The 17694-nt window shown below is 67.7% G+C and carries 18 protein-coding genes; 7 read left to right on the forward strand and 11 right to left on the reverse strand.

Going from position 1 to position 17694, the window contains the following annotated elements:
• Positions 1–6 precede the first annotated feature (6 nt).
• Complete coding sequence (gene slmA, locus RM463_RS08920; protein ID WP_311429808.1) at positions 7–612, forward strand: nucleoid occlusion factor SlmA; 606 nt, start codon at positions 7–9, stop codon at positions 610–612.
• A 101-nt stretch (positions 613–713) separates the two neighbouring features.
• Here slmA and rpoH read toward each other — a convergent pair whose 3' ends face one another.
• From rpoH to ftsY, 4 genes are all read right to left on the reverse strand, one after another.
• Positions 714–1580, reverse strand: coding sequence for an RNA polymerase sigma factor RpoH (rpoH, locus tag RM463_RS08925; RefSeq protein WP_132042906.1), 867 nt, complete (start codon positions 1578–1580; stop codon positions 714–716).
• A 204-nt stretch (positions 1581–1784) separates the two neighbouring features.
• Positions 1785–2705 carry a permease-like cell division protein FtsX gene (gene ftsX / locus RM463_RS08930; RefSeq protein ID WP_311429809.1) on the reverse strand — a complete coding sequence of 307 codons (921 nt, stop codon included), beginning with the start codon at positions 2703–2705 and terminating at the stop codon, positions 1785–1787.
• Positions 2702–3370: a cell division ATP-binding protein FtsE gene (gene ftsE / locus RM463_RS08935; protein WP_132042909.1), complete on the reverse strand. Its 669-nt coding sequence runs from the start codon at positions 3368–3370 to the stop codon at positions 2702–2704. Before ftsE ends, ftsX begins: the two co-directional genes overlap by 4 nt.
• Positions 3367–4701 carry a signal recognition particle-docking protein FtsY gene (gene ftsY, locus RM463_RS08940; protein ID WP_311429946.1) on the reverse strand — a complete coding sequence of 445 codons (1335 nt, stop codon included), beginning with the start codon at positions 4699–4701 and terminating at the stop codon, positions 3367–3369. The genes ftsE and ftsY overlap by 4 nt, the downstream gene beginning before the upstream one ends.
• Positions 4702–4790: 89 nt before the next feature.
• On the opposite strand from ftsY, the gene rsmD reads away from it, so the two are divergent.
• Together rsmD and RM463_RS08950 are read left to right on the forward strand one after the other, a co-directional pair.
• The gene (rsmD, locus tag RM463_RS08945) at positions 4791–5447 is read left to right on the forward strand and encodes a 16S rRNA (guanine(966)-N(2))-methyltransferase RsmD (RefSeq protein WP_311429810.1); all 657 of its coding nucleotides are present in this window, start codon (positions 4791–4793) and stop codon (positions 5445–5447) included.
• A gap of 97 nt (positions 5448–5544) precedes the next feature.
• On the forward strand, positions 5545–5739 hold the full coding sequence (locus tag RM463_RS08950) for a cell division protein ZapB (RefSeq protein WP_195687859.1): 195 nt from the start codon (positions 5545–5547) through the stop codon (positions 5737–5739).
• Between the two features lie 18 nt (positions 5740–5757).
• On the opposite strand, the gene RM463_RS08955 is transcribed toward RM463_RS08950, so the two are convergent.
• The 7 genes from RM463_RS08955 to prfB all read right to left on the reverse strand — a co-directional run bounded on the left by RM463_RS08955 (position 5758) and on the right by prfB (position 12178).
• Positions 5758–6210: a GNAT family N-acetyltransferase gene (locus RM463_RS08955; protein WP_311429811.1), complete on the reverse strand. Its 453-nt coding sequence runs from the start codon at positions 6208–6210 to the stop codon at positions 5758–5760.
• Positions 6211–6229: 19 nt separating this feature from the next.
• Positions 6230–7051 carry a hypothetical protein gene (locus RM463_RS08960; RefSeq protein WP_195687861.1) on the reverse strand — a complete coding sequence of 274 codons (822 nt, stop codon included), beginning with the start codon at positions 7049–7051 and terminating at the stop codon, positions 6230–6232.
• Entirely contained in the window at positions 7048–7356 is a 309-nt protein-coding gene (locus RM463_RS08965) for a BolA family transcriptional regulator (RefSeq protein WP_161423927.1), read from the reverse strand. The genes RM463_RS08960 and RM463_RS08965 overlap by 4 nt, the downstream gene beginning before the upstream one ends.
• 82 nt (positions 7357–7438) lie before the next feature.
• Entirely contained in the window at positions 7439–8821 is a 1383-nt protein-coding gene (locus RM463_RS08970; RefSeq protein ID WP_195687862.1) for an MFS transporter, read from the reverse strand.
• Positions 8822–8897: 76 nt separating this feature from the next.
• Positions 8898–9284, reverse strand: coding sequence for a hypothetical protein (locus tag RM463_RS08975; RefSeq protein ID WP_132044510.1), 387 nt, complete (start codon positions 9282–9284; stop codon positions 8898–8900).
• A gap of 79 nt (positions 9285–9363) precedes the next feature.
• Positions 9364–10914: a lysine--tRNA ligase gene (gene lysS, locus RM463_RS08980; protein WP_195687863.1), complete on the reverse strand. Its 1551-nt coding sequence runs from the start codon at positions 10912–10914 to the stop codon at positions 9364–9366.
• Between the two features lie 168 nt (positions 10915–11082).
• A protein-coding gene (gene prfB, locus RM463_RS08985) for a peptide chain release factor 2 (RefSeq protein WP_229332951.1) occupies positions 11083–12178 on the reverse strand; the annotation gives its coding sequence in 2 pieces (ribosomal slippage) (positions 11083–12105 and positions 12107–12178; 1095 coding nt in all).
• 243 nt (positions 12179–12421) lie between these two features.
• On the opposite strand from prfB, the gene RM463_RS08990 reads away from it, so the two are divergent.
• The 4 genes from RM463_RS08990 (at position 12422) to RM463_RS09005 (ending at position 17653) form a co-directional block, all read left to right on the forward strand.
• A complete protein-coding gene (locus RM463_RS08990) occupies positions 12422–13999 on the forward strand; it encodes a peptide ABC transporter substrate-binding protein (protein WP_195687865.1) in 1578 nt (525 codons plus the stop codon).
• Between the two features lie 220 nt (positions 14000–14219).
• On the forward strand, positions 14220–15146 hold the full coding sequence (oppB, locus tag RM463_RS08995) for an oligopeptide ABC transporter permease OppB (protein WP_195687866.1): 927 nt from the start codon (positions 14220–14222) through the stop codon (positions 15144–15146).
• A complete protein-coding gene (locus tag RM463_RS09000; RefSeq protein WP_311429812.1) occupies positions 15136–16020 on the forward strand; it encodes an ABC transporter permease subunit in 885 nt (294 codons plus the stop codon). Before oppB ends, RM463_RS09000 begins: the two co-directional genes overlap by 11 nt.
• Positions 16021–16039: 19 nt before the next feature.
• Positions 16040–17653, forward strand: a complete 1614-nt coding sequence (locus RM463_RS09005) for an ABC transporter ATP-binding protein (RefSeq protein WP_195687868.1) — start codon at positions 16040–16042, stop codon at positions 17651–17653.
• Positions 17654–17694 lie beyond the last annotated feature (41 nt).

Raw genomic sequence — 17694 nt, forward strand, 5'->3', positions numbered from 1 at the left:
CACACCATGCACCAGGCAACCCCCAGTCGTCGCGATCAGATTCTCCAGGCGCTGGCCATGATGCTGGAGGAGGACAGCGGCAAGCGCATCACCGTGTCTGCCCTGGCGAAGCAGGTCGGCGTCACCGAGGCCGCCCTCTATCGCCACTTCCCCAGCAAGGCCCGCATGTTCGAGAGCCTCATCGAGTTTATCGAGGAGACCCTGTTTGCCCGCATCGGGCGTATCCTGGAAGAGGAGCACGAGGCGCTGCCCCGCTGCGCCGCCCTGCTTGCCCTGCTGCTGGGGTTCGCCGAGAAGAACCCCGGCCTCTCGCGACTGCTCGACGGCGGGGTGCTCACCGGCGAGACCGCCCGCCTGCGAGTCCGTATCCATCAGCTCTTCGAACGGCTCGAGACCCAGCTCAAGCAGATCCTGCGCGAGGCCGAACTGCGCGAGGGGCGTCGCACCACTCTGCCCGCCTCCGCCGCCGCCAACCTGCTGCTGGCCACCGCCGAGGGGCGCATCAGTCAGTACGTGAGAAGTGACTTCAAGCGCCGCCCCACCGAGCACTGGAAGGAGCAGTGGATGCTGCTCTCCAGCCAGCTGCTCAGGGAAAGCCCGCAGCCGGCGTAGGCTCAGCCCCCGCCAGAAACGCCAGAGCCCCCGTCGGATACACTCCGGCGGGGGCTCTGTGCGGGACTCGGCGGCAACGTCAGGCGTGTCGCCATGGGGCGTCAGGCCACCAGGGCATCACCGATCTGCTGCTTGATCTTCTTCATGGCATTCTTCTCGAGCTGACGGATACGCTCGGCGGAGACGCCATAGATATCGGCCAGGTCATGCAGGGTGGCCTTGGGCTCGGTGAGCCAGCGACGCCGCAGGATGTCGCGCGAACGCTCGTCCAGCCCTTCCATCGCCTGCTGCAGGCGACGGGTGGAATCCCCCTCCCAGTCGCTCGCCTCGAGCTGAACGGCCGGGTCGGCGGAGGCGTCATCGAGATAGTGCACCGGCGCCTGCCAGCTGCTCTCGTCGTCCTCGCCGGGCGCCGCATCGAAACCGGCATCATGGGAGGCCAGGCGGCCCTCCATCTCGCGCACCACCTCGGGCTTGACGTCGAGATCCTTGGCGATCGCCTCGACCTCATCGCTGTTGAGCCAGGCCAGGCGCTTCTTGGCGCTGCGCAGGTTGAAGAACAGCTTGCGCTGGGCCTTGGTGGTGGCGATCTTCACGATACGCCAGTTGCGCAATACGAACTCGTGAATCTCCGCCTTGATCCAGTGCACGGCGAAGGAGACCAGCCGCACCCCCTGATTGGGGTCGAAGCGCTTGACCGCCTTCATCAGGCCGACATTGCCCTCCTGAATCAGGTCCGCCTGGGGCAGGCCATAGCCGGAATAGCTGCGGGCGATGTGCACGACGAAGCGCAGGTGCGACAGCACCAGGCGGCGCGCCGCCTCCAGATCGCCCTCGTCATGCAGCTGGAAGGCCAGCTCCCTCTCTTCATCGGGGGTCAGCATCGGAATGCCGGTCACCGCCCGGATATATCCGTTGAGGTCGTGCCCCGGGGAGAGTTGGCCCACCGGAAGAAGACTGTTGCTCATGTGCAGGATGTCTCCTCAATCAGCCCATTCGTGCGTGTCTACGCATTGTACGTTATGCATGCGGCACCTAAGACACCAGAAACAGTGTAAGGTTCCGCGAAATTTCAAGCCCCGTCTACCCGACGGGTCGATCAACACGGCACCCAGGCATCAGCGCGGCTTCACCTCGGCGAGGTGGCGGCTGACCGCCATCCAGGCACCCAATCAGCCCAGTAGCATACTACACCCCACCAGAGAAGCGGAACCGCCCACCCCCAGCCTCGGCAGGCTGAAACTGGCACCGTAGCTGGCCGCCAGGGCCGAGACCGGTGTCGCCAGCCACTCCCCTCCCAGGGTCAGCAGCCCCCAGGCCAGCAGGCCACCCCCCAGGCCATACCAGGCCCCGCTGTAGAGGAAGGGGCGGCGCACGAAGCCATGGGTGGCGCCGATCAGGGTGACCACCTCGATCTCCTTGCGACGGCTCTCCACCGCCAGGCGGATGGTATTGCCTACCACCAGCAGCACACCGCCCCCGAACAGCACCGCCAGCGCCAACGTCACGCGCTGGCCGAGCTCGGCCAGGCTGCGCAGCCGTTCGATCCAGGCCAGATCCAGGCGCACCTCCTCCACCCCGGGGACCGCCGCCAGCGACTCGGCCAGCGCGCGAACGGCCTCCGGTGCCGGGGCCTCGGGTGTGACGACCACGCTGGCCGGCAGAGGATTGTCATCGAGGCGCCCCAGGGCATCCTCCAGCCCCAGCGCCTGCTGAAACTCCGCCATGCCCTCGGCCGCGGTGATCAACCGGGTGCGGGCCACGCCGGGCTGAGCGCCCAGGGCCTCGTCGATGCGTGCCGCCTCTCCATCGCCGACCCCCGGCGCGAGGTAGGCGGTGAGGGTCGCGCTCTCGGTCAGTTCGGCATCGAGCAGTCGCGCGCTGTCCAGGGTCAGCCACAGCCCCGCGGGCAGGACCATGGCGATAGCGATGGCCAGCATGGTCACCAGGCTGGCGACGGGCGTTCGCAGCAGCCGCCAGGCACTGTCCAGACACATCGCCCGATGGTGGCGCAACCAGCCGCGGAGGCGGCTCGAGGAGCGTGTGCGGTGGGTGCGGGCACCCCGTGGGGAGGGCGCGGGGCGACGACTCATGCGGCCTCCCGGTCGCCCACCAGGCGACCCTCGCGCAGGCGCAGGGTGCGATGCTGCAACCGCGCGATCAGCGCCAGGTCGTGGCTGGCGATCATCACCGTGGTGCCGATGCGATTGAAGTCCTCGAACAGCGCCATGATGTCGGCAGAGAGCTGGGGGTCGAGGTTGCCGGTCGGCTCGTCGGCGAGCAGCAGCGCCGGCTTGTTGACCACGGCACGGGCGATGCCCACACGCTGCTGCTCACCACCGGAGAGCTCGATCGGCAGTGCCTTCTCACGGTGCAGCAGCCCGACCTTGTCCAGTGCGGCGCGCACCCGACGCGCCGATTCGCGGGGCTCGACGCCCTGGATCGTCAGGGGGAGCGCCACGTTATGGAAGATCGAGCGGTCATGGAGCAGCTGGTGATCCTGAAAGACCACGCCGATCTGGCGGCGATAGAACGGCACCTGGCTGGGGTGGAGCCGGTCGATATCGTGGCCGGCGACCAGAATGCGCCCCCGGGTGGGGCGCTCAAGGCGCATGATCAGGCGCAACAGGGAGCTCTTGCCGGCCCCCGAGTGGCCGGTCAGGAACAGCATTTCGCCGCGATGCACGCGGAAGTCGAGGTTGGCGAGGGCCTCGAAGCGCCCACCGTAGCGCTTGCCGACGTGCTCGAAGACGATCATCCCTGGGCGTCGTTCCTCTCGCGGTCGAACAGCGCATCGACGAACTCGCCGGCCACGAAGGGGCGCAGGTCGTCCAGCGACTCGCCGACACCGATAAAGCGAATCGGGGTGCCCAGCTGCTTGGCCAGGGCGAAGATGATGCCCCCCTTGGCGGTGCCATCCAGCTTGGTCAGCGTCACCCCGGTGATCGGCACGGCCTCGTTGAAGGTGCTGGCCTGGGAGAGAGCGTTCTGCCCGGTACCGGCATCGAGCACCAGCATCACCTCATGGGGTGCGCTGGCATCGAGCTTGCCCATCACCCGGTGGACCTTCTTGAGCTCCTCCATCAGGTGCGCCTTGTTGTGCAGACGCCCGGCGGTATCGGCGATCAGTACATCGACGCCGCGCGCCTTGGCGGCCGCCACCGCGTCATAGACCACCGAGGCGCTGTCGGCACCGGTATGCTGGGCGATCACCGGCACCCGGTTGCGCTCGCCCCACACCTTGAGCTGCTCCACCGCGGCGGCACGGAAGGTATCGCCGGCGGCCAGCATCACGCTGCGCCCCTCGCGCTGGAAACGCTGGGTCAGCTTGCCGATGGTGGTGGTCTTGCCCACCCCGTTGACCCCGACCACCAGGATCACGAAGGGACCCTCCCCCTTGGGTGGCAGTTCCAGGGGCGTGCTCACCGACTCGAGCATGAGGGCCAGCTCCTCCTGGAGGGCGCGATAGAGCGCCTCGCTGTCCTTGAGCTCCTTGCGCGAGACGCGCTCGGCCAGGCGGTCGATGATCGCGGTGGTGGCCTCGATCCCCACATCCGCCATCAGCAGCTGGGTCTCGAGATCCTCCATCAGATCATCATCGATCTGCTTCTTGCCCAGAAACAGATCGGCCAGACCGTCGGTCAGGTTGGCGCGGGTCTTGCCGAGCCCCGAACGAATGCGCGCGAACCAGCCCTTCTTCTCGCCGGCGGCAGGCTTCTCCTGCAACACGGTGGGTTCTGGTGCTGGTTCGGGCTCGGGCTCGGGCTCGGGCTCGGGTGCAGGCTGCTGCCTGATGGGGTCAGGGGCAATGCTCGCCGAGGCGGCGGCCGTGTCCTCGCTCGACGCCTCTGTCACCTCGGCAGGCGACGATTCGACGGGGTGCGACTCGGGCCGTGCCTGCGTCTCGGCGACGCGCCCTTCTTCGTTGGGGCGCTCTTCGTCGACGGGGCGCTCACCCTGATCGGAGCTCTCCCCCTGGCCGGAGCCCTCCTCCTCGTCGGAGGGCGGAGCGACCTCGTCCTGGAGCTCCTGCTCCTCCCGGATCGCTTCTTGCTCCTGCTTCTTCTTGCGCTTGAAAAAACCGAACATGGACAGCATCAGCCTCGCGGATGAACGAATCGTCACATCCTACCACTGCCCACCATGACTGTGGACAAGCCGCCGGTTACAATCCCGTCATGACTCGACGCTCCCCACGCCCCCGCCGCTCAGGCAAGCCCACGACCACCGGCCGCCGAAGCACCGACCGACGCCCTGCGGGCCGCCTGCGCATCATCGGCGGCGACTACCGCCGCCGGCTGCTGCCGGTACTCGACAGCCCCGGCCTGCGTCCCACGCCTGACCGGGTGCGCGAGACGCTGTTCAACTGGCTTGCCGCCACCCTGCCCGGCGCCCGGGTGCTCGACCTCTTCGCCGGCACCGGCTCCCTCGGCCTGGAAGCGCTGTCGCGCGGCGCCCGCGAGACCATCTTCGTGGAGCGCGACGCCCGGGTGGCCGACCAGCTGGGCAGGAACCTCGACACCCTGGGGGCCGCATCGCGGGGGCGCGTCATCAACGCCGATGTCGCCCGCTTCCTGAGCGATGCGCCCTCTCCGGCCACTCTGGTCTTTCTCGACCCCCCCTTCCGCCAGGGGCTGGCCGAGCCGTGCTGTGCCGCGCTGGAATCGGGCTGGCTGACCGACGAGGCCTTCATCTACCTGGAAACCGAAGCCGGGCTCGACCCGCAGGTGCCTCCCAGCTGGCGGCTGCACCGCGAGGTTCACGCCGGCGACAGCCATGGTCGACTCTATCGACGCGACGCGACCGCCCTGTCGCCGGCCGACGACGCTTGCTGAGCCAGGGGCTCGGCGTTACGCTGCGGGACTGGAACGCCCGCTGCGGGCGCCGGCTCGGCCACCAGGACCACCCGGAACGACACCTCAGGAGAACAGGATGAGCATCGAACTCTTCAACCGGCTCGAACAGAAGGTCACCAGCGCCGTGGAGGCCCTGGAACTGCTGAAGATGGAAGCCGAAGAGCTGCGCGAGGAAAACAGCCGCCTGAAGCAGGAGCGCGAGGAGTGGGAGAGCCGTCTGTCCGCCGTGCTCGGCAAGCTGGACGAGCTGGATACCAGCAGCCAGAGCTGAGCCACCACCGCGCCGGTCTCACGCCAGCGCCAGTGACATCAGCAACGCATCTTCCCTGACCGCCCCGGCCTGCCGGGGCGGATAGTATCCGCGGCGAACGCCATCCTCCGCGAAGCCAGCCGCGCGATAGAGCGCGATGGCCGAGGCATTGCCAGCCCGTACCTCCAGCAACAGGCGCTCGCTGCCCCAGGCTCGGGCCTGCTCGACCACCTCCGCCAGGAGCCGACGCGCCACTCCGCGCCCTCGCCAGCGAGCATCCACCAGAATCGCCTGCAGATCGGCCTCGAAGGGCTGCCGCTCCAGCGCGGCATACCCCACCACGACATCATCGACCACCTGGCCAACCACCCATATCGTCGATGAGCGCAGGGTCGCCGCCAGCTGGCTCGCCGAGCCGGCGGTAGCCCACCCATGGGCGGCTTCCAGGGCCGTCAGCGATTCCAGCGCGGCCTCGTCCAGGGACGTCAGCACCGGCCGGTCGCCAGACACCTCACTGCCCACTCGGTGCTCCCCCCTGCGTCTCGCGCCATGCCTCGCCCAGGGCCAGCAACCGGGGCAGCAGGGCGCGCTTGGCGTCGGCGCCATTGGCGAGCCCGGCCAGCGAAGGCCCCTGCCAGGCGGGCAGCCCGAACAGCGGACAGCGCTCTCCCTCGAGCGACAGCACTCGCTCCAGCACCTCGTCCCGGCCGAACACCAGTAACCGCTCAGGCACCCAGCCGCGCCGGCTGGCCCCGGCGACAAAGGCCTTCAGGCCCTCCCGGGCCTCCACCAGGGGCTCCTGTACCGGAAGTCCCTCCTGCAGTGGCCAGCGAAAATCCTGAAACACCGGGGGCGGCGACTCGATACCTGCGGCCCGCAGGATATTGGCGAGCAACATCAGCTGAGGACGCCCCGGTGCCTGGTCGCCCGGCAGCACCAGCAACCAGCGCCCCTCCAGGCAGGCCACCTGAAAGGCGAAGCGCAGGGCTTCCCGGGGCGCCTCCTCGGCCAGCGCGCTCGACGCCTCGGTCTCGGCACTGACCTCCTCGGGAGGCGCCATATCGCCCAGCAGGGCCGCCCGCGCCTTGCCAGGACGCGGCACTCGCTCGCTGCGCTCCTGGGCCGGGCTCTCGGCCGGCGGGGCCGCCGGTTGCTCCCGCGCCTCATCCAGCAGCGCCTGCAGGCGCTGACCATGCCCGACCTCGGGGGGCTGCTCGGGCAGCTCCCACTCACAGGCCGGCGTGGGGTGCGCATTGGGCAGCGCATAGCGCGCCACCCAGGCGGTCAGACCCATCGCCTCCAGATACTGGAGGCGCTGTGGCTCGCTGGTCACCGGCCGCCGCCCCGGCAGTCCGGCGAGTCGGGGCGCGCCTGGCCGCTGGCCTGCCACTCCTGGGGCGTATAGAGGTGCAGAGCCAGGGCATGCACCGGCCCGGCCAGCTCATCGGCCAGCAGGGCGTAGAGCTGCTGATGGCGCTTGACCGGCATCAGACCCTCGAAGCGCTCGCTGACCAGCGTCACCTTGAAGTGGGTTTCGGAGTTGGGCGGCACGGCGTGCCGATGGCTCTCGTTCTCCACCTGCAGAAAGGCGGGCTCGAGGGCCTGGAGCTTCTCTTCGATGCTTGACTGGATGCTCATGGCGGCTTCCCAAAATGGTGAAGTGAAACGCCCATTGTACTCGCTATAGGCAAGGCTAACGATGCACCGCGACCCAGCGGCTCTATCCTCGCCGGGCGGCTGCGGCAAGCGGGATCCGCAGCAGGCTGAACAGCAGGGCGGCCAGGGTCGTCAGGGCACCGAGCCACAGCGTGGCCTGCACCGCCACGCCGGCGGCCAGGAAGGCGCCGACCAGGGCCACCCCCAGCGACTGCCCCACGGTACGCGACGTGCTCATGGCCCCGGACGCATTGGCGCTGCGCGACAGCGGCACGCTGCCGATCAGCTCGCGGTTGTTGGGCGGCTGAAAGAGCCCGAAGCCCATACCGCACAGCGCCATGGGCCACAGCACCTCGACCACCCCGGCCTCGGCATCGAGCCAGGCCAGGGCAGACAGGCCGCCCATCAGCAGCAGCAGGCCCAGCGACGCCAGCAGGGAGGGGTTCACCCGGTCGGCCAGCCGGCCCGCCAGCGGCCCCACCAGCATGATCGCCAGCGGCCAGGGGGTGAAGAGCCAGGCGGTCTCGAGGGGAGAGAACCCCATCTGCTGCTGGAACAGGAAGGAGAGCGCCACGAAGGCGAGCCCCTGCCCGATAAAGGCACTCCCCTGAGCGGCCAGCGCCAGGCTGAAGCGCCGCTCGGCAAAGATCGCCAGCGGCAGCAACGGGTGAGTGGCGCGTCGCTGGCGACGCACGAACAGCAGTGCCGCCACCAGACTGGTGCCCAGCCAGGCCGCCAGGGCCCAGGCCGCCATGCCATGGCCGAGGCCATCCATGGCGACGAAGAGGCCGCCGAGCATGGTGATCGAGAGCAGCGCCCCCTGCCAGTCGAAGCCACCGGGGCGCGCCGCTTCACGCGGCAGTGCCCTCCAGGCCAGCACCACCGCTACCGCACCCAGCGGCAGGTGCAGCGCAAACAGCCATGGCCAGTCGGCCACCGAGAGCAGGGCCCCACCGATCGCCGGGCCGGCAGCATAGCCCCCCGCCACGACCATGGCCGAGAGCCCCAGGGCGCTCCCCAGCAGCCGCGTCGGAAAGACCTGGCGATAGATCGAGGGGCCGATGGAGAGCGTCGCCGCCGCGCCCAGCCCCTGAAGGGCACGAAAGACCAGCAGGCTCTCGAGGGTGGTCGAGAGGGCGCTGCCCAGCGCCGCCAGGGTGAATACCGCCACCCCCGCCACATAGAGCCGGCGCCGGCTCAGCAGCTCGCTCAGGGCGGCGAAGACCAGCAGGAAGGCGGCCGAGCTGACCTGGAAGAGGTTGGTGACCCATACCACCCGCGACGCCGACACCTCGAGGCCGGTGGCGATGGAGGGCAGCGCGATATTGACCATGGTGGTATCCACCACCGCCATCAGGGTACCGAGGATCAGCGCCAGCACCGCCAGGCGTCGCTCGGGCCCCGGCAGGCCATCATCACCGGGGCGCGTCTCGAAGAGTCGGCTCATTCCATGTTCCGCATCAGGGTCCGTTAACGAAGAAACCGGCCGAAGCCGGTTTCTCTCGCGAATCTCCGATCAGGCGTCAGTCCTGGTCGGTCTCCAGCAGCAGGCTATCGTCGATCTCGGAGATCTCCAGCGCCGCCTCATCATCCAGGTCGATGGCGAGGTAGCTGTGCTCGAGCTGCAGGAAGCGCTGAAACAGCGGCCAGTCGAGGACCTCGGGCCACTGCCGCTGATCCTCTTCCCAGGCGCGAAGCTCGGTCTCGAGGATCTCGAGGTAGCGCTCACGCACGAAGCCCTGCAGGGCCTCCGGGGTATCCATCTCCGGGATCAGGTAGATGGTGCTCTCGTGCTCGACGTCGGCCAGCGTCAGATCCTCGTTGCCGAGGGTGGGCTCGAGCCCGTTGATCCAATCCACGAAGTGCTGGGTCGGGCGGACGCTCAGGGCAGAGCGGTTGAGCAGTTTCATGGCGGTCTCCTCGACGTCGAAACGCTGACCATTATGGGCGCTACCCGCGGCGTTTACCAATGCTTCCCGAACCGCTCCTCTACTCGACTTCCGGCCTCATGGCAGGGAACAGCAGCACATCGCGGATCGAGGCGCTATCGGTCAGCAGCATCACCAGCCGGTCGATGCCGATGCCCTCGCCGGCGGTGGGCGGCAGACCATATTCGAGAGCCCGCACATAATCGGCGTCGAAGTACATCGCCTCGTCGTCCCCGGCCTCCTTCTCGGCCACCTGCTCGCGGAAACGCTCGGCCTGATCCTCGGCGTCGTTGAGCTCGGAGAAGCCGTTGGCGATCTCGCGCCCCCCGACGAAGAACTCGAAGCGCTCGGTGACGAAGGGGTTGGCATCCTTGCGCCGCGCCAGGGGACTCACCTCGGTGGGATATTCGGTGATAAAGGTGGGCTGCTGCAGACGATGCTCCACGGTCTTCTCGAAGATCTCGATCTGGATCTTGCCCAGCCCCCAGCCATCCTTGACGTCGATATCCAGGCGTTCGGCGATCTGGCGCGCCGCGGTCTCGTCGGCCAGCGAATCGGCATGGATATCGGGGTTGAACTCGAGAATCGCGTCGAACACGCTCAGGCGACGCAGCGGCTGGCCGAAATCGTACTCGAAGGTTTCCAGCACCTCGCCATCGCGATTGCGCACGGTGTTGACCACGGTGGTGCTGCCCAGCACCTCCTGGGTCAGGGTACGCAACATCTCCTCGGTCAGATCCATCAGGTCATGGTAATCCGCATAGGCCTGATAGAACTCGATCATGGTGAACTCGGGGTTGTGGCGCGTGGAGAGCCCCTCGTTACGGAAGTTGCGGTTGATCTCGAAGACCTTCTCGAAGCCCCCCACCACCAGGCGCTTGAGGTAGAGCTCCGGCGCGATGCGCAGGTACATGTCCTGGTCCAGCGCATTGTGGTGGGTCACGAAGGGGCGTGCCGTGGCACCACCGGGGATCGCCTGCAGCATGGGGGTCTCCACCTCCATGAAGCCGCGCGCCTCGAAGAAGCGACGCATGGCACTGATGACCCCGGCACGGGTCTCGAACACCTGGCGCGAGTCGGGGTTCATGATCAGGTCCACATAGCGCTGACGGTAACGCGCCTCCATATCGGTGAGGCCGTGGAACTTGTCGGGCAGCGGCCGCAGGCTCTTGGTGAGCAGCACCGCCTCCTCCATCATCACATAGAGGTCACCCTTGCCCGACTTGTGCACCGGGCCACGCCCGGCGACGATATCGCCGATGTCCCAGCCCTTGATCTCCTCGAGCAGCTCGGCCGGCAGCCCCTTCTTGTCGACGTAGAGCTGAATCTGGCCGCTGACATCCTGGATAACGATAAAGGGACCACGCTTGCGCATGATACGGCCCGCCACGCTGGCCTGGTGGCCCAGCGCCTCGAGTTCGGCCTTGTCCTTGTCACCCAGTGCCGCCTCGAGTTCGGCGGCCTGGCTGTCGCGACGAAAATGGTTGGGGAAGGCGCTCTCGCCCTGGGCGGCGGCCCGCTCGCGGCGTGCCGCCAGCTTGGCGCGGCGCTCGGCGATCAGGCGGTTCTCTTCGTTCTGCGGGCTTTCCGCTGAGGGACTCTCGTTGGCCATATCGCTACCTGTTGGAAATCTCGAAAATCTCGAATACGAAAGCTGAGACGCATCTAGAGCCGTGCAAGCGACGCCGATACAAGCCGCCCCTCTGCGGAGAGCGGCATCGACTCGGGTCGATGGACATCTCGAGCAGAGGGGCGGGGGCGCGTCGGCGAGCGCAGCAGGCTATAGACCCTGTTTGAGGCTGGCGACGATAAACTGATCCAGATCGCCGTCCAGCACCTTGTCGCAGTTGCTGGTCTGTACACCGGTACGCAGGTCCTTGATGCGCTGATCATCCAGCACGTAGGAGCGGATCTGGCTGCCCCAGCCGATATCGGACTTGGAGTCCTCGGCCTCCTGCTTGGCAGCGTTGCGCTTCTCCATCTCATGCTCCCACAGCCTCGCCTTGAGCTGTTTCATGGCGAAGTCGCGGTTGGCATGCTGGCTACGCTGGCTCTGACAGGCCACCACGATACCGGTGGGCTCATGGGTGATGCGCACCGCCGAGTCGGTGGTGTTGACGTGCTGACCGCCGGCGCCGCTGGAGCGGTAGGTGTCGACGCGCAGGTCCGAGGGATTGATATCGACCTCGAAGCTGTCATCGATCTCCGGGGAGAGGAACACCGACGCGAACGAGGTATGGCGGCGACCGCCGGAGTCGAAGGGACTCTTGCGGACCAGGCGGTGCACGCCGGTCTCGGTGCGCAGCCAGCCGAAGGCATGATCACCCTGAATATGCAGGGTAGCCGACTTGATGCCCGCCACATCGCCGGCGGAGAGCTCGGTGATATCGGCCTTGAAGCCATGATGCTCGGCCCAGCGCAGATACATGCGCAGCAGGATGTTCGCCCAGTCCTGGGCCTCGGTCCCGCCGGAACCGGCCTGGATATCGAGATAGGCGTTGTTCTCGTCCATCTCGCCGGAGAACATCCGCCGGAACTCGAGCTTCTCGAGGCTGGCATGGAAGCCCTGGAGCTCCTTCTCCACCTCGGCGACGGTGGCCTCGTCATCCTCCATCTCGGCCAGCTCCAGCAGGTCGCGACTATCGCCCAGCCCCTGGTCCAGCTCGTCGATGGTGGCCACGATGGTCTCGAGGGAAGCGCGCTCCTTGCCCAGCTTCTGGGCATAGTCCGGATCGTTCCAGACATTGGGGTCTTCCAGCTCGCGGGTAACTTCCTCTAGCCGATCCTTCTTTTCGGCATAGTCAAAGATACCCCCTCAGGACGTCTGTCCGCTCAGACAGGTCCTTGATGAGGTAGTGAATCGGGTTGGTTTCCAGCATGGGGCGTCTCGCCTGAATCTGCAGTGGAAAGATGGCCGCCGCGGCGGCGCGGAAAAGGGGACTATTGTAGCGAACCCCGACCACAGCGACCATCCTACCCGGCCCTCGGGGCTGGACAGTATCGAATTCATGGATGAAGCCATGCGGAATTTCAAATAGACCGCGTCAGCGGGCTTGGATAGGGTCAAGTCATGGCCAAATGGCCGGAACTCCACACAACCACAAGCAACGGAGTGCACCATGATCACGCCCCGCCTTGCCGCCGGCTCGCTGCTGCTGGCCGCCACCTGCCTCGCCCTGCCCGTCAGTGCCGATACCCTGCGCCTCGCCATCATGGGCGAGCCCGCCTCCCTGGACCCCCACAAGGTCAGCGGCACCTGGGAGAACGACGTGGTCGGCGATCTCTTCGAGGGGCTGGTCACCGAGGCCGCCGACGGCTCGCGCATCCCCGGCGTCGCCGAGTCCTGGGAAGTCACCGAGGACGGCACGACCTACACCTTCAGCCTGCGCGAGGACGCCGCCTGGTCGGACGGCACCCCGGTGACCGCCGACGACTTCGTCTTCGCCTTCCGGCGCATCCTCGACCCGGCCACCGCCGCCAGCTACGCCTACCTGCTCTACCCGGTGAAGAACGCCGAGGCGGTCTTCAACGGCGACGCCGAGCCGGGCGCGCTGGGCATCGAGGCCCTGGATGCCCACACCCTCGAGATCACCCTGGAGCGCTCGACCCCCTACTTCCTCGACCAGCTGGCCCACTACACCGCCTACCCGGTGCCCCGGCACGTGGTGGAAGCGCACGGCGACGACTGGCCCAGCCCCGAGCACATGGTCTCCAACGGCGCCTTCGCCCTGCAGGAGTGGCGGTCCCAGACCCGCATCGAGGCCACCCGCAATCCGCACTTCCACGACGCCGAGAATGTCGCCCTGGACGAGGTGATCTACTTCCCCATCGAGGAGCGCAATACCGCCCTGAACCGCTTCCGCGCCGGCGAGATCGACATCGCCCGGGAGTTCCCCACCCAGCAGTACACCTGGCTTCAGGAGAACCTGCCGGAGGCGGTGCAGGTGGCCCCCTACCTGGGCATCTACTATTACGCCTTCAACACCCGGGACGACCGCGCCACCGCCGACCCCCGCGTGCGCGAGGCGCTGAGCCTGGCGGTGCGCCGCGAGGTGATCACCGACCAGATCCTGGGCACCGGTGAAGAGCCCGCCTACGGCTTCGTGCCGCCGAACGTGGCCCACTACGAGGGAGCCGAGCTCGACTTCGCCGACCTGAGCCAGGAGGAGCGCCTCACCCGCGCCCGCACGCTGATGGAAGAGGCCGGTTACGGCCCGGACAACCCTCTCGAACTGTTGCTGCGCTACAACACCAGCGAGGATCACCGCAAGGTCGCCATCGCCCTGGCCGCCATGTGGAAGCCGCTGGGCGTGGAGGTGGAGCTCTACAACGCCGAGGTGGCCGTCCACTATGCCGACATCCGCCAGGGCGACTTCGACGTGGCAAGGGCCGGCTGGATCGGCGACTACAACGACGCCCAGAACTTCCTGAGCCTGCTCGAGGGTGGCGTCGCCAACAACTATGGCGCCTACCAGAACGACGCGTTCGACGCCCTGATGGACCAGGCCGCCGAGACCCAGGACACCGATGCCCGCGCCGAGCTGATGGCCGAGGCCGAGACCCTGGCACTGGCCGACAACGCCACACTGCCGCTCTACTACTACGTCTCGCGCAACCTGGTGAGCCCGGCGCTGAGCGGCTGGCAGACCAATATCGAGGACATCCACCGCTCGCGCTGGATCGACTTCGAGGATTAAGCGCTCACTCCAAGATGTGGGCAGGATGAGCGCCGGGGACAAGGCGGAACGAGGGTCTTTTGACCATGGACGTCAAAAGTAGCGCCCAGGGAGGGGTTTACAGCGCCCTCGTGCAGGCTTGTCGCCGGAAAGCTCATCTCTTCGACCGAATGGCGAAAGCGCCTTCCCCTAATGTTGCGACCTTTCCCGGGGCCCGAGCCCCGGGAAGCGAGGCCCCATCATGCTCCGCTATACCCTGACGCGCCTGCTGCAGGCAATTCCGACGCTCTGGATCGTCATCACCCTGTCGTTCTTCCTGATGCACCTGGCCCCGGGCGGCCCCTTCGACGGCGAGCGCCAGCTGCCGCCGGAGATCGAGGCCAACCTGCTGGCCACCTATCACCTGGACGAGCCGGTGTGGCGGCAGTACCTGATCTACATGGGCAACCTGCTGCAGGGCGATCTCGGTCCCTCCTTCAAGTACAAGGACTTCACCGTCACCGAACTGGTCGCCCAGGGCTTTCCGGTAAGCCTGGAGCTCGGCCTCTGGGCCATCGGCCTGGCACTGCTGATCGGCCTGCCGCTGGGGGTGATCGCCGCGCTCCGGCGCAACTCCACAATCGACTACCTGGTGATGGGCACGGCGCTTGCCGGCGTGGCGGTGCCCAACTTCGTGATCGCCCCGCTGCTGGCGCTGGTGTTCGGCGTGTTCCTCGGCTGGCTGCCGGTGGGCGGCTGGAACGACGGCGCCTGGTCCAACCTGGTGCTGCCGGTGGTGGCGCTGTCGATCCAGCAGATCGCCTACATCGCGCGGATGATGCGCGCCAGCATGATCGAGATCCTCGGCAGCCACTTCATCCGCACCGCCCGCGCCAAGGGGCTGACGGAGACCGAGGTGATCTGGCGCCACGCCCTGCGCCCGGCAATGCTGCCGGTGGTCTCCTACCTGGGCCCCGCCATCGCCGGCATCATCACCGGCTCGGTGGTGATCGAGCAGATCTTCGGCATTCCGGGCATCGGCCGCTACTTCGTGCAGGCCGCCCTCAACCGCGACTACACCCTGGTGATGGGCACGGTGGTGTTCTATGGCGCGCTAATCGTGCTGCTCAACCTGCTCGTCGACCTGCTCTACTCGGCCCTGGACCCGCAGATTCGCTATGACGACTGATACCACCCTCTCGACCCCCGATATCGCCGGCGACAGCCTGGCCCGCGAGGCCTGGCGCCGGCTCAAGCAGAACCGCGCCGCCACCGCCAGCCTGGCGCTGCTGGCCCTGGTCACCCTGGCCTGCATCGCCGGCCCCTGGCTGACCCCCTGGACACTGGACGAGGTGGACTGGAACGCCTTTCTCGCCGCCCCGAGCCTCGAAGGCGGCCACTGCGCCGGCACCGACGCCAACGGCCGCGACCTGCTGACCCGGGTGCTCCACGGCGGCCGCGTGTCGCTCTCCGTGGCGCTGGTGGCCACCTTCGTCTCGCTGGTGATCGGCGTGCTCTACGGCGCCGTCGCCGGCTACTTGGGCGGGCGCGTCGACACCCTGATGATGCGCTTCGTCGACATCATGTATTCGCTGCCCTTCATGTTCCTCGTGATCCTGTTGATGGTGGTGTTCGGCCGCAACATCCTGCTGATCTACGCCGCCATCGGCGCCGTGGAGTGGCTCGACATGTCGCGCATCGTGCGCGGCCAGGTGCTGGCGCTGAAGCGCCGCGAGTTCGTCGAGGCCGCCCAGGCACTGGGGGTACGCCGCCATACCATCGTCACCCGCCACCTGATTCCCAATGCCCTGGGCCCGGTGGTCGTCTACGTCACCCTGACCGTGCCCAAGGTGATCCTGCTGGAGAGTTTCCTCTCCTTCCTGGGGCTCGGCGTGCAGGAACCGCTGACCAGCTGGGGCGTACTGATCAGCGAGGGCAAGGACATGATGGAGACGGCCCCCTGGATGCTGCTGGTGCCCTCCGCCTTCCTGGCGACGACCCTTCTGTGTCTCAACTTCCTGGGCGACGGGCTACGCGATGCCCTAGACCCGAAAACACGATAACGACCCGCGAGGAGGCCTCATGTCACAGCCACTGCTCGAGATCGATCGCCTGCGGGTCGAGTTCGACCTGCCGGACGGCAGCGTCGCCGCCGTCAAGGATCTGAGTTTCACCGTTCACGAGGGCGAGACCCTGGCGCTGGTCGGCGAGTCCGGCTCCGGCAAGTCGGTCTCCTCCACCGCCACCCTGGGGCTGCTGCCGACGCTCGCCCGCCCCACCGGGGCCATCCGCTGGCACGGCGGGGCGGGCAGCGAGGACCTGCTGAAAGTGGCGCCGAAGCGCCTTCGCCAGATCCGCGGCAACGAGATATCGATGATCTTCCAGGAGCCCATGACCTCGCTGAACCCGCTGCATCGAGTGGGCCGCCAGATCATCGAGGTGCTCGCCAAGCACACCACGCTGCGCGGCCGTGCCGCCCGGGCCCGTGCCCTCGAGCTCCTCGAGCAGGTGGGCCTCCCCGAGCCCGAGCGGCGGCTGGCGAGCTACCCCCACGAGCTCTCCGGCGGCCAGCGCCAGCGGGTGATGATCGCCATGGCGCTGGCCTGCGAGCCGAAGCTGTTGATCGCCGACGAGCCGACCACGGCGCTGGACGTCACCGTCCAGGCGCAGATCCTCACCCTGCTCAAGGAGCTGCAGCGCCGCTACGGCATGGCGATCCTGTTTATCACCCACGATCTCGGCATCGTGCGCCACTTCGCCGACCGGGTCTGTGTGATGCGTCGCGGCGAGCGGGTGGAGAGCGGCGAGACCGCCGCCCTGTTCAAGGCCCCTCGCCACGCCTATACGCGCATGCTGATCGACGCCGAGCCCCACGGGCGCAAGGCGCCGGTACCGGCCGACTCCCCCATGCTGCTCGAGGCCCACGATCTGCGGGTGCGCTTCCCGCTCAGGAAGCGACTCTTCGGACACGATGACTACTTCGAGGCGGTGCGCGGCATCGATCTCGCCATCCGCCGGGGGCAGACGGTGGGCATCGTCGGCGAGTCCGGCTCCGGCAAGTCGACCCTGGGTCGCGCCCTGCTACGCCTGCTCGAGAGTCGGGGCGAGATCCGCTTCGGCGACACCGCCCTGGAGGGCCTCGACAGTAGTGGCATGCGCCCGCTGCGCTCACGCATGCAGGTGGTCTTCCAGGATCCCTTCGGCTCGCTGTCGCCGCGCATGACGGTAGGCGAGATCGTCGGCGAGGGCCTGCGGGTACACGCCCCGGAGCTCGGCCGGCGCGAGCGAGACGCGCGGGTGCGGGAGGCGCTCGACGATGTCGCCCTCGACCCGGCGATGCGCCACCGCTATCCCCACGAGTTCTCGGGCGGCCAGCGCCAGCGCATCGCCATCGCCCGCGCGCTGGTGCTCAAGCCCGAGTTCCTGCTGCTCGACGAGCCCACCTCGGCCCTGGACCGATCGGTGCAGGCCACGGTGATCGCGCTGCTGCGCGATCTGCAGGCGAAACACGGCCTCACCTACCTGTTTATCAGCCACGACCTGGCGGTGGTGCGGGCCCTGGCCGACAGCGTACTGGTGATGAAAGACGGTACGGTGGTCGAGCAGGGCGACACCGAGGCACTGTTCCAGGCGCCCCGCGAGCCCTACACCCGGGAGCTGATGCGGGCGGCCTTCCTGGAGGAGGCGGCCGCCTGAGCCCACCCCAGACGTCAAGACCCCGGCCAGGGCCGGGGTCT

The sequence above is a fragment of the Halomonas sp. LES1 genome (assembly GCF_031846005.1).
Lineage (GTDB): Bacteria > Pseudomonadota > Gammaproteobacteria > Pseudomonadales > Halomonadaceae > Halomonas.

Coding starts and splice junctions, on each gene's coding strand:
- oppB (WP_195687866.1), top strand. CDS start 14,220: ATGCTCCGCTATACCCTGACGCGCCTGCTGCAGGCAATTCCGACGCTC.
- RM463_RS08975 (WP_132044510.1), bottom strand. CDS start 9,284: ATGAAACTGCTCAACCGCTCTGCCCTGAGCGTCCGCCCGACCCAGCAC.
- RM463_RS08965 (WP_161423927.1), bottom strand. CDS start 7,356: ATGAGCATCCAGTCAAGCATCGAAGAGAAGCTCCAGGCCCTCGAGCCC.
- slmA (WP_311429808.1), top strand. CDS start 7: ATGCACCAGGCAACCCCCAGTCGTCGCGATCAGATTCTCCAGGCGCTG.
- RM463_RS08950 (WP_195687859.1), top strand. CDS start 5,545: ATGAGCATCGAACTCTTCAACCGGCTCGAACAGAAGGTCACCAGCGCC.
- ftsX (WP_311429809.1), bottom strand. CDS start 2,705: ATGAGTCGTCGCCCCGCGCCCTCCCCACGGGGTGCCCGCACCCACCGC.
- ftsE (WP_132042909.1), bottom strand. CDS start 3,370: ATGATCGTCTTCGAGCACGTCGGCAAGCGCTACGGTGGGCGCTTCGAG.
- RM463_RS09005 (WP_195687868.1), top strand. CDS start 16,040: ATGTCACAGCCACTGCTCGAGATCGATCGCCTGCGGGTCGAGTTCGAC.
- ftsY (WP_311429946.1), bottom strand. CDS start 4,701: ATGTTCGGTTTTTTCAAGCGCAAGAAGAAGCAGGAGCAAGAAGCGATC.
- RM463_RS08990 (WP_195687865.1), top strand. CDS start 12,422: ATGATCACGCCCCGCCTTGCCGCCGGCTCGCTGCTGCTGGCCGCCACC.
- rpoH (WP_132042906.1), bottom strand. CDS start 1,580: ATGAGCAACAGTCTTCTTCCGGTGGGCCAACTCTCCCCGGGGCACGAC.
- RM463_RS08970 (WP_195687862.1), bottom strand. CDS start 8,821: ATGAGCCGACTCTTCGAGACGCGCCCCGGTGATGATGGCCTGCCGGGG.
- rsmD (WP_311429810.1), top strand. CDS start 4,791: ATGACTCGACGCTCCCCACGCCCCCGCCGCTCAGGCAAGCCCACGACC.
- lysS (WP_195687863.1), bottom strand. CDS start 10,914: ATGGCCAACGAGAGTCCCTCAGCGGAAAGCCCGCAGAACGAAGAGAAC.
- RM463_RS09000 (WP_311429812.1), top strand. CDS start 15,136: ATGACGACTGATACCACCCTCTCGACCCCCGATATCGCCGGCGACAGC.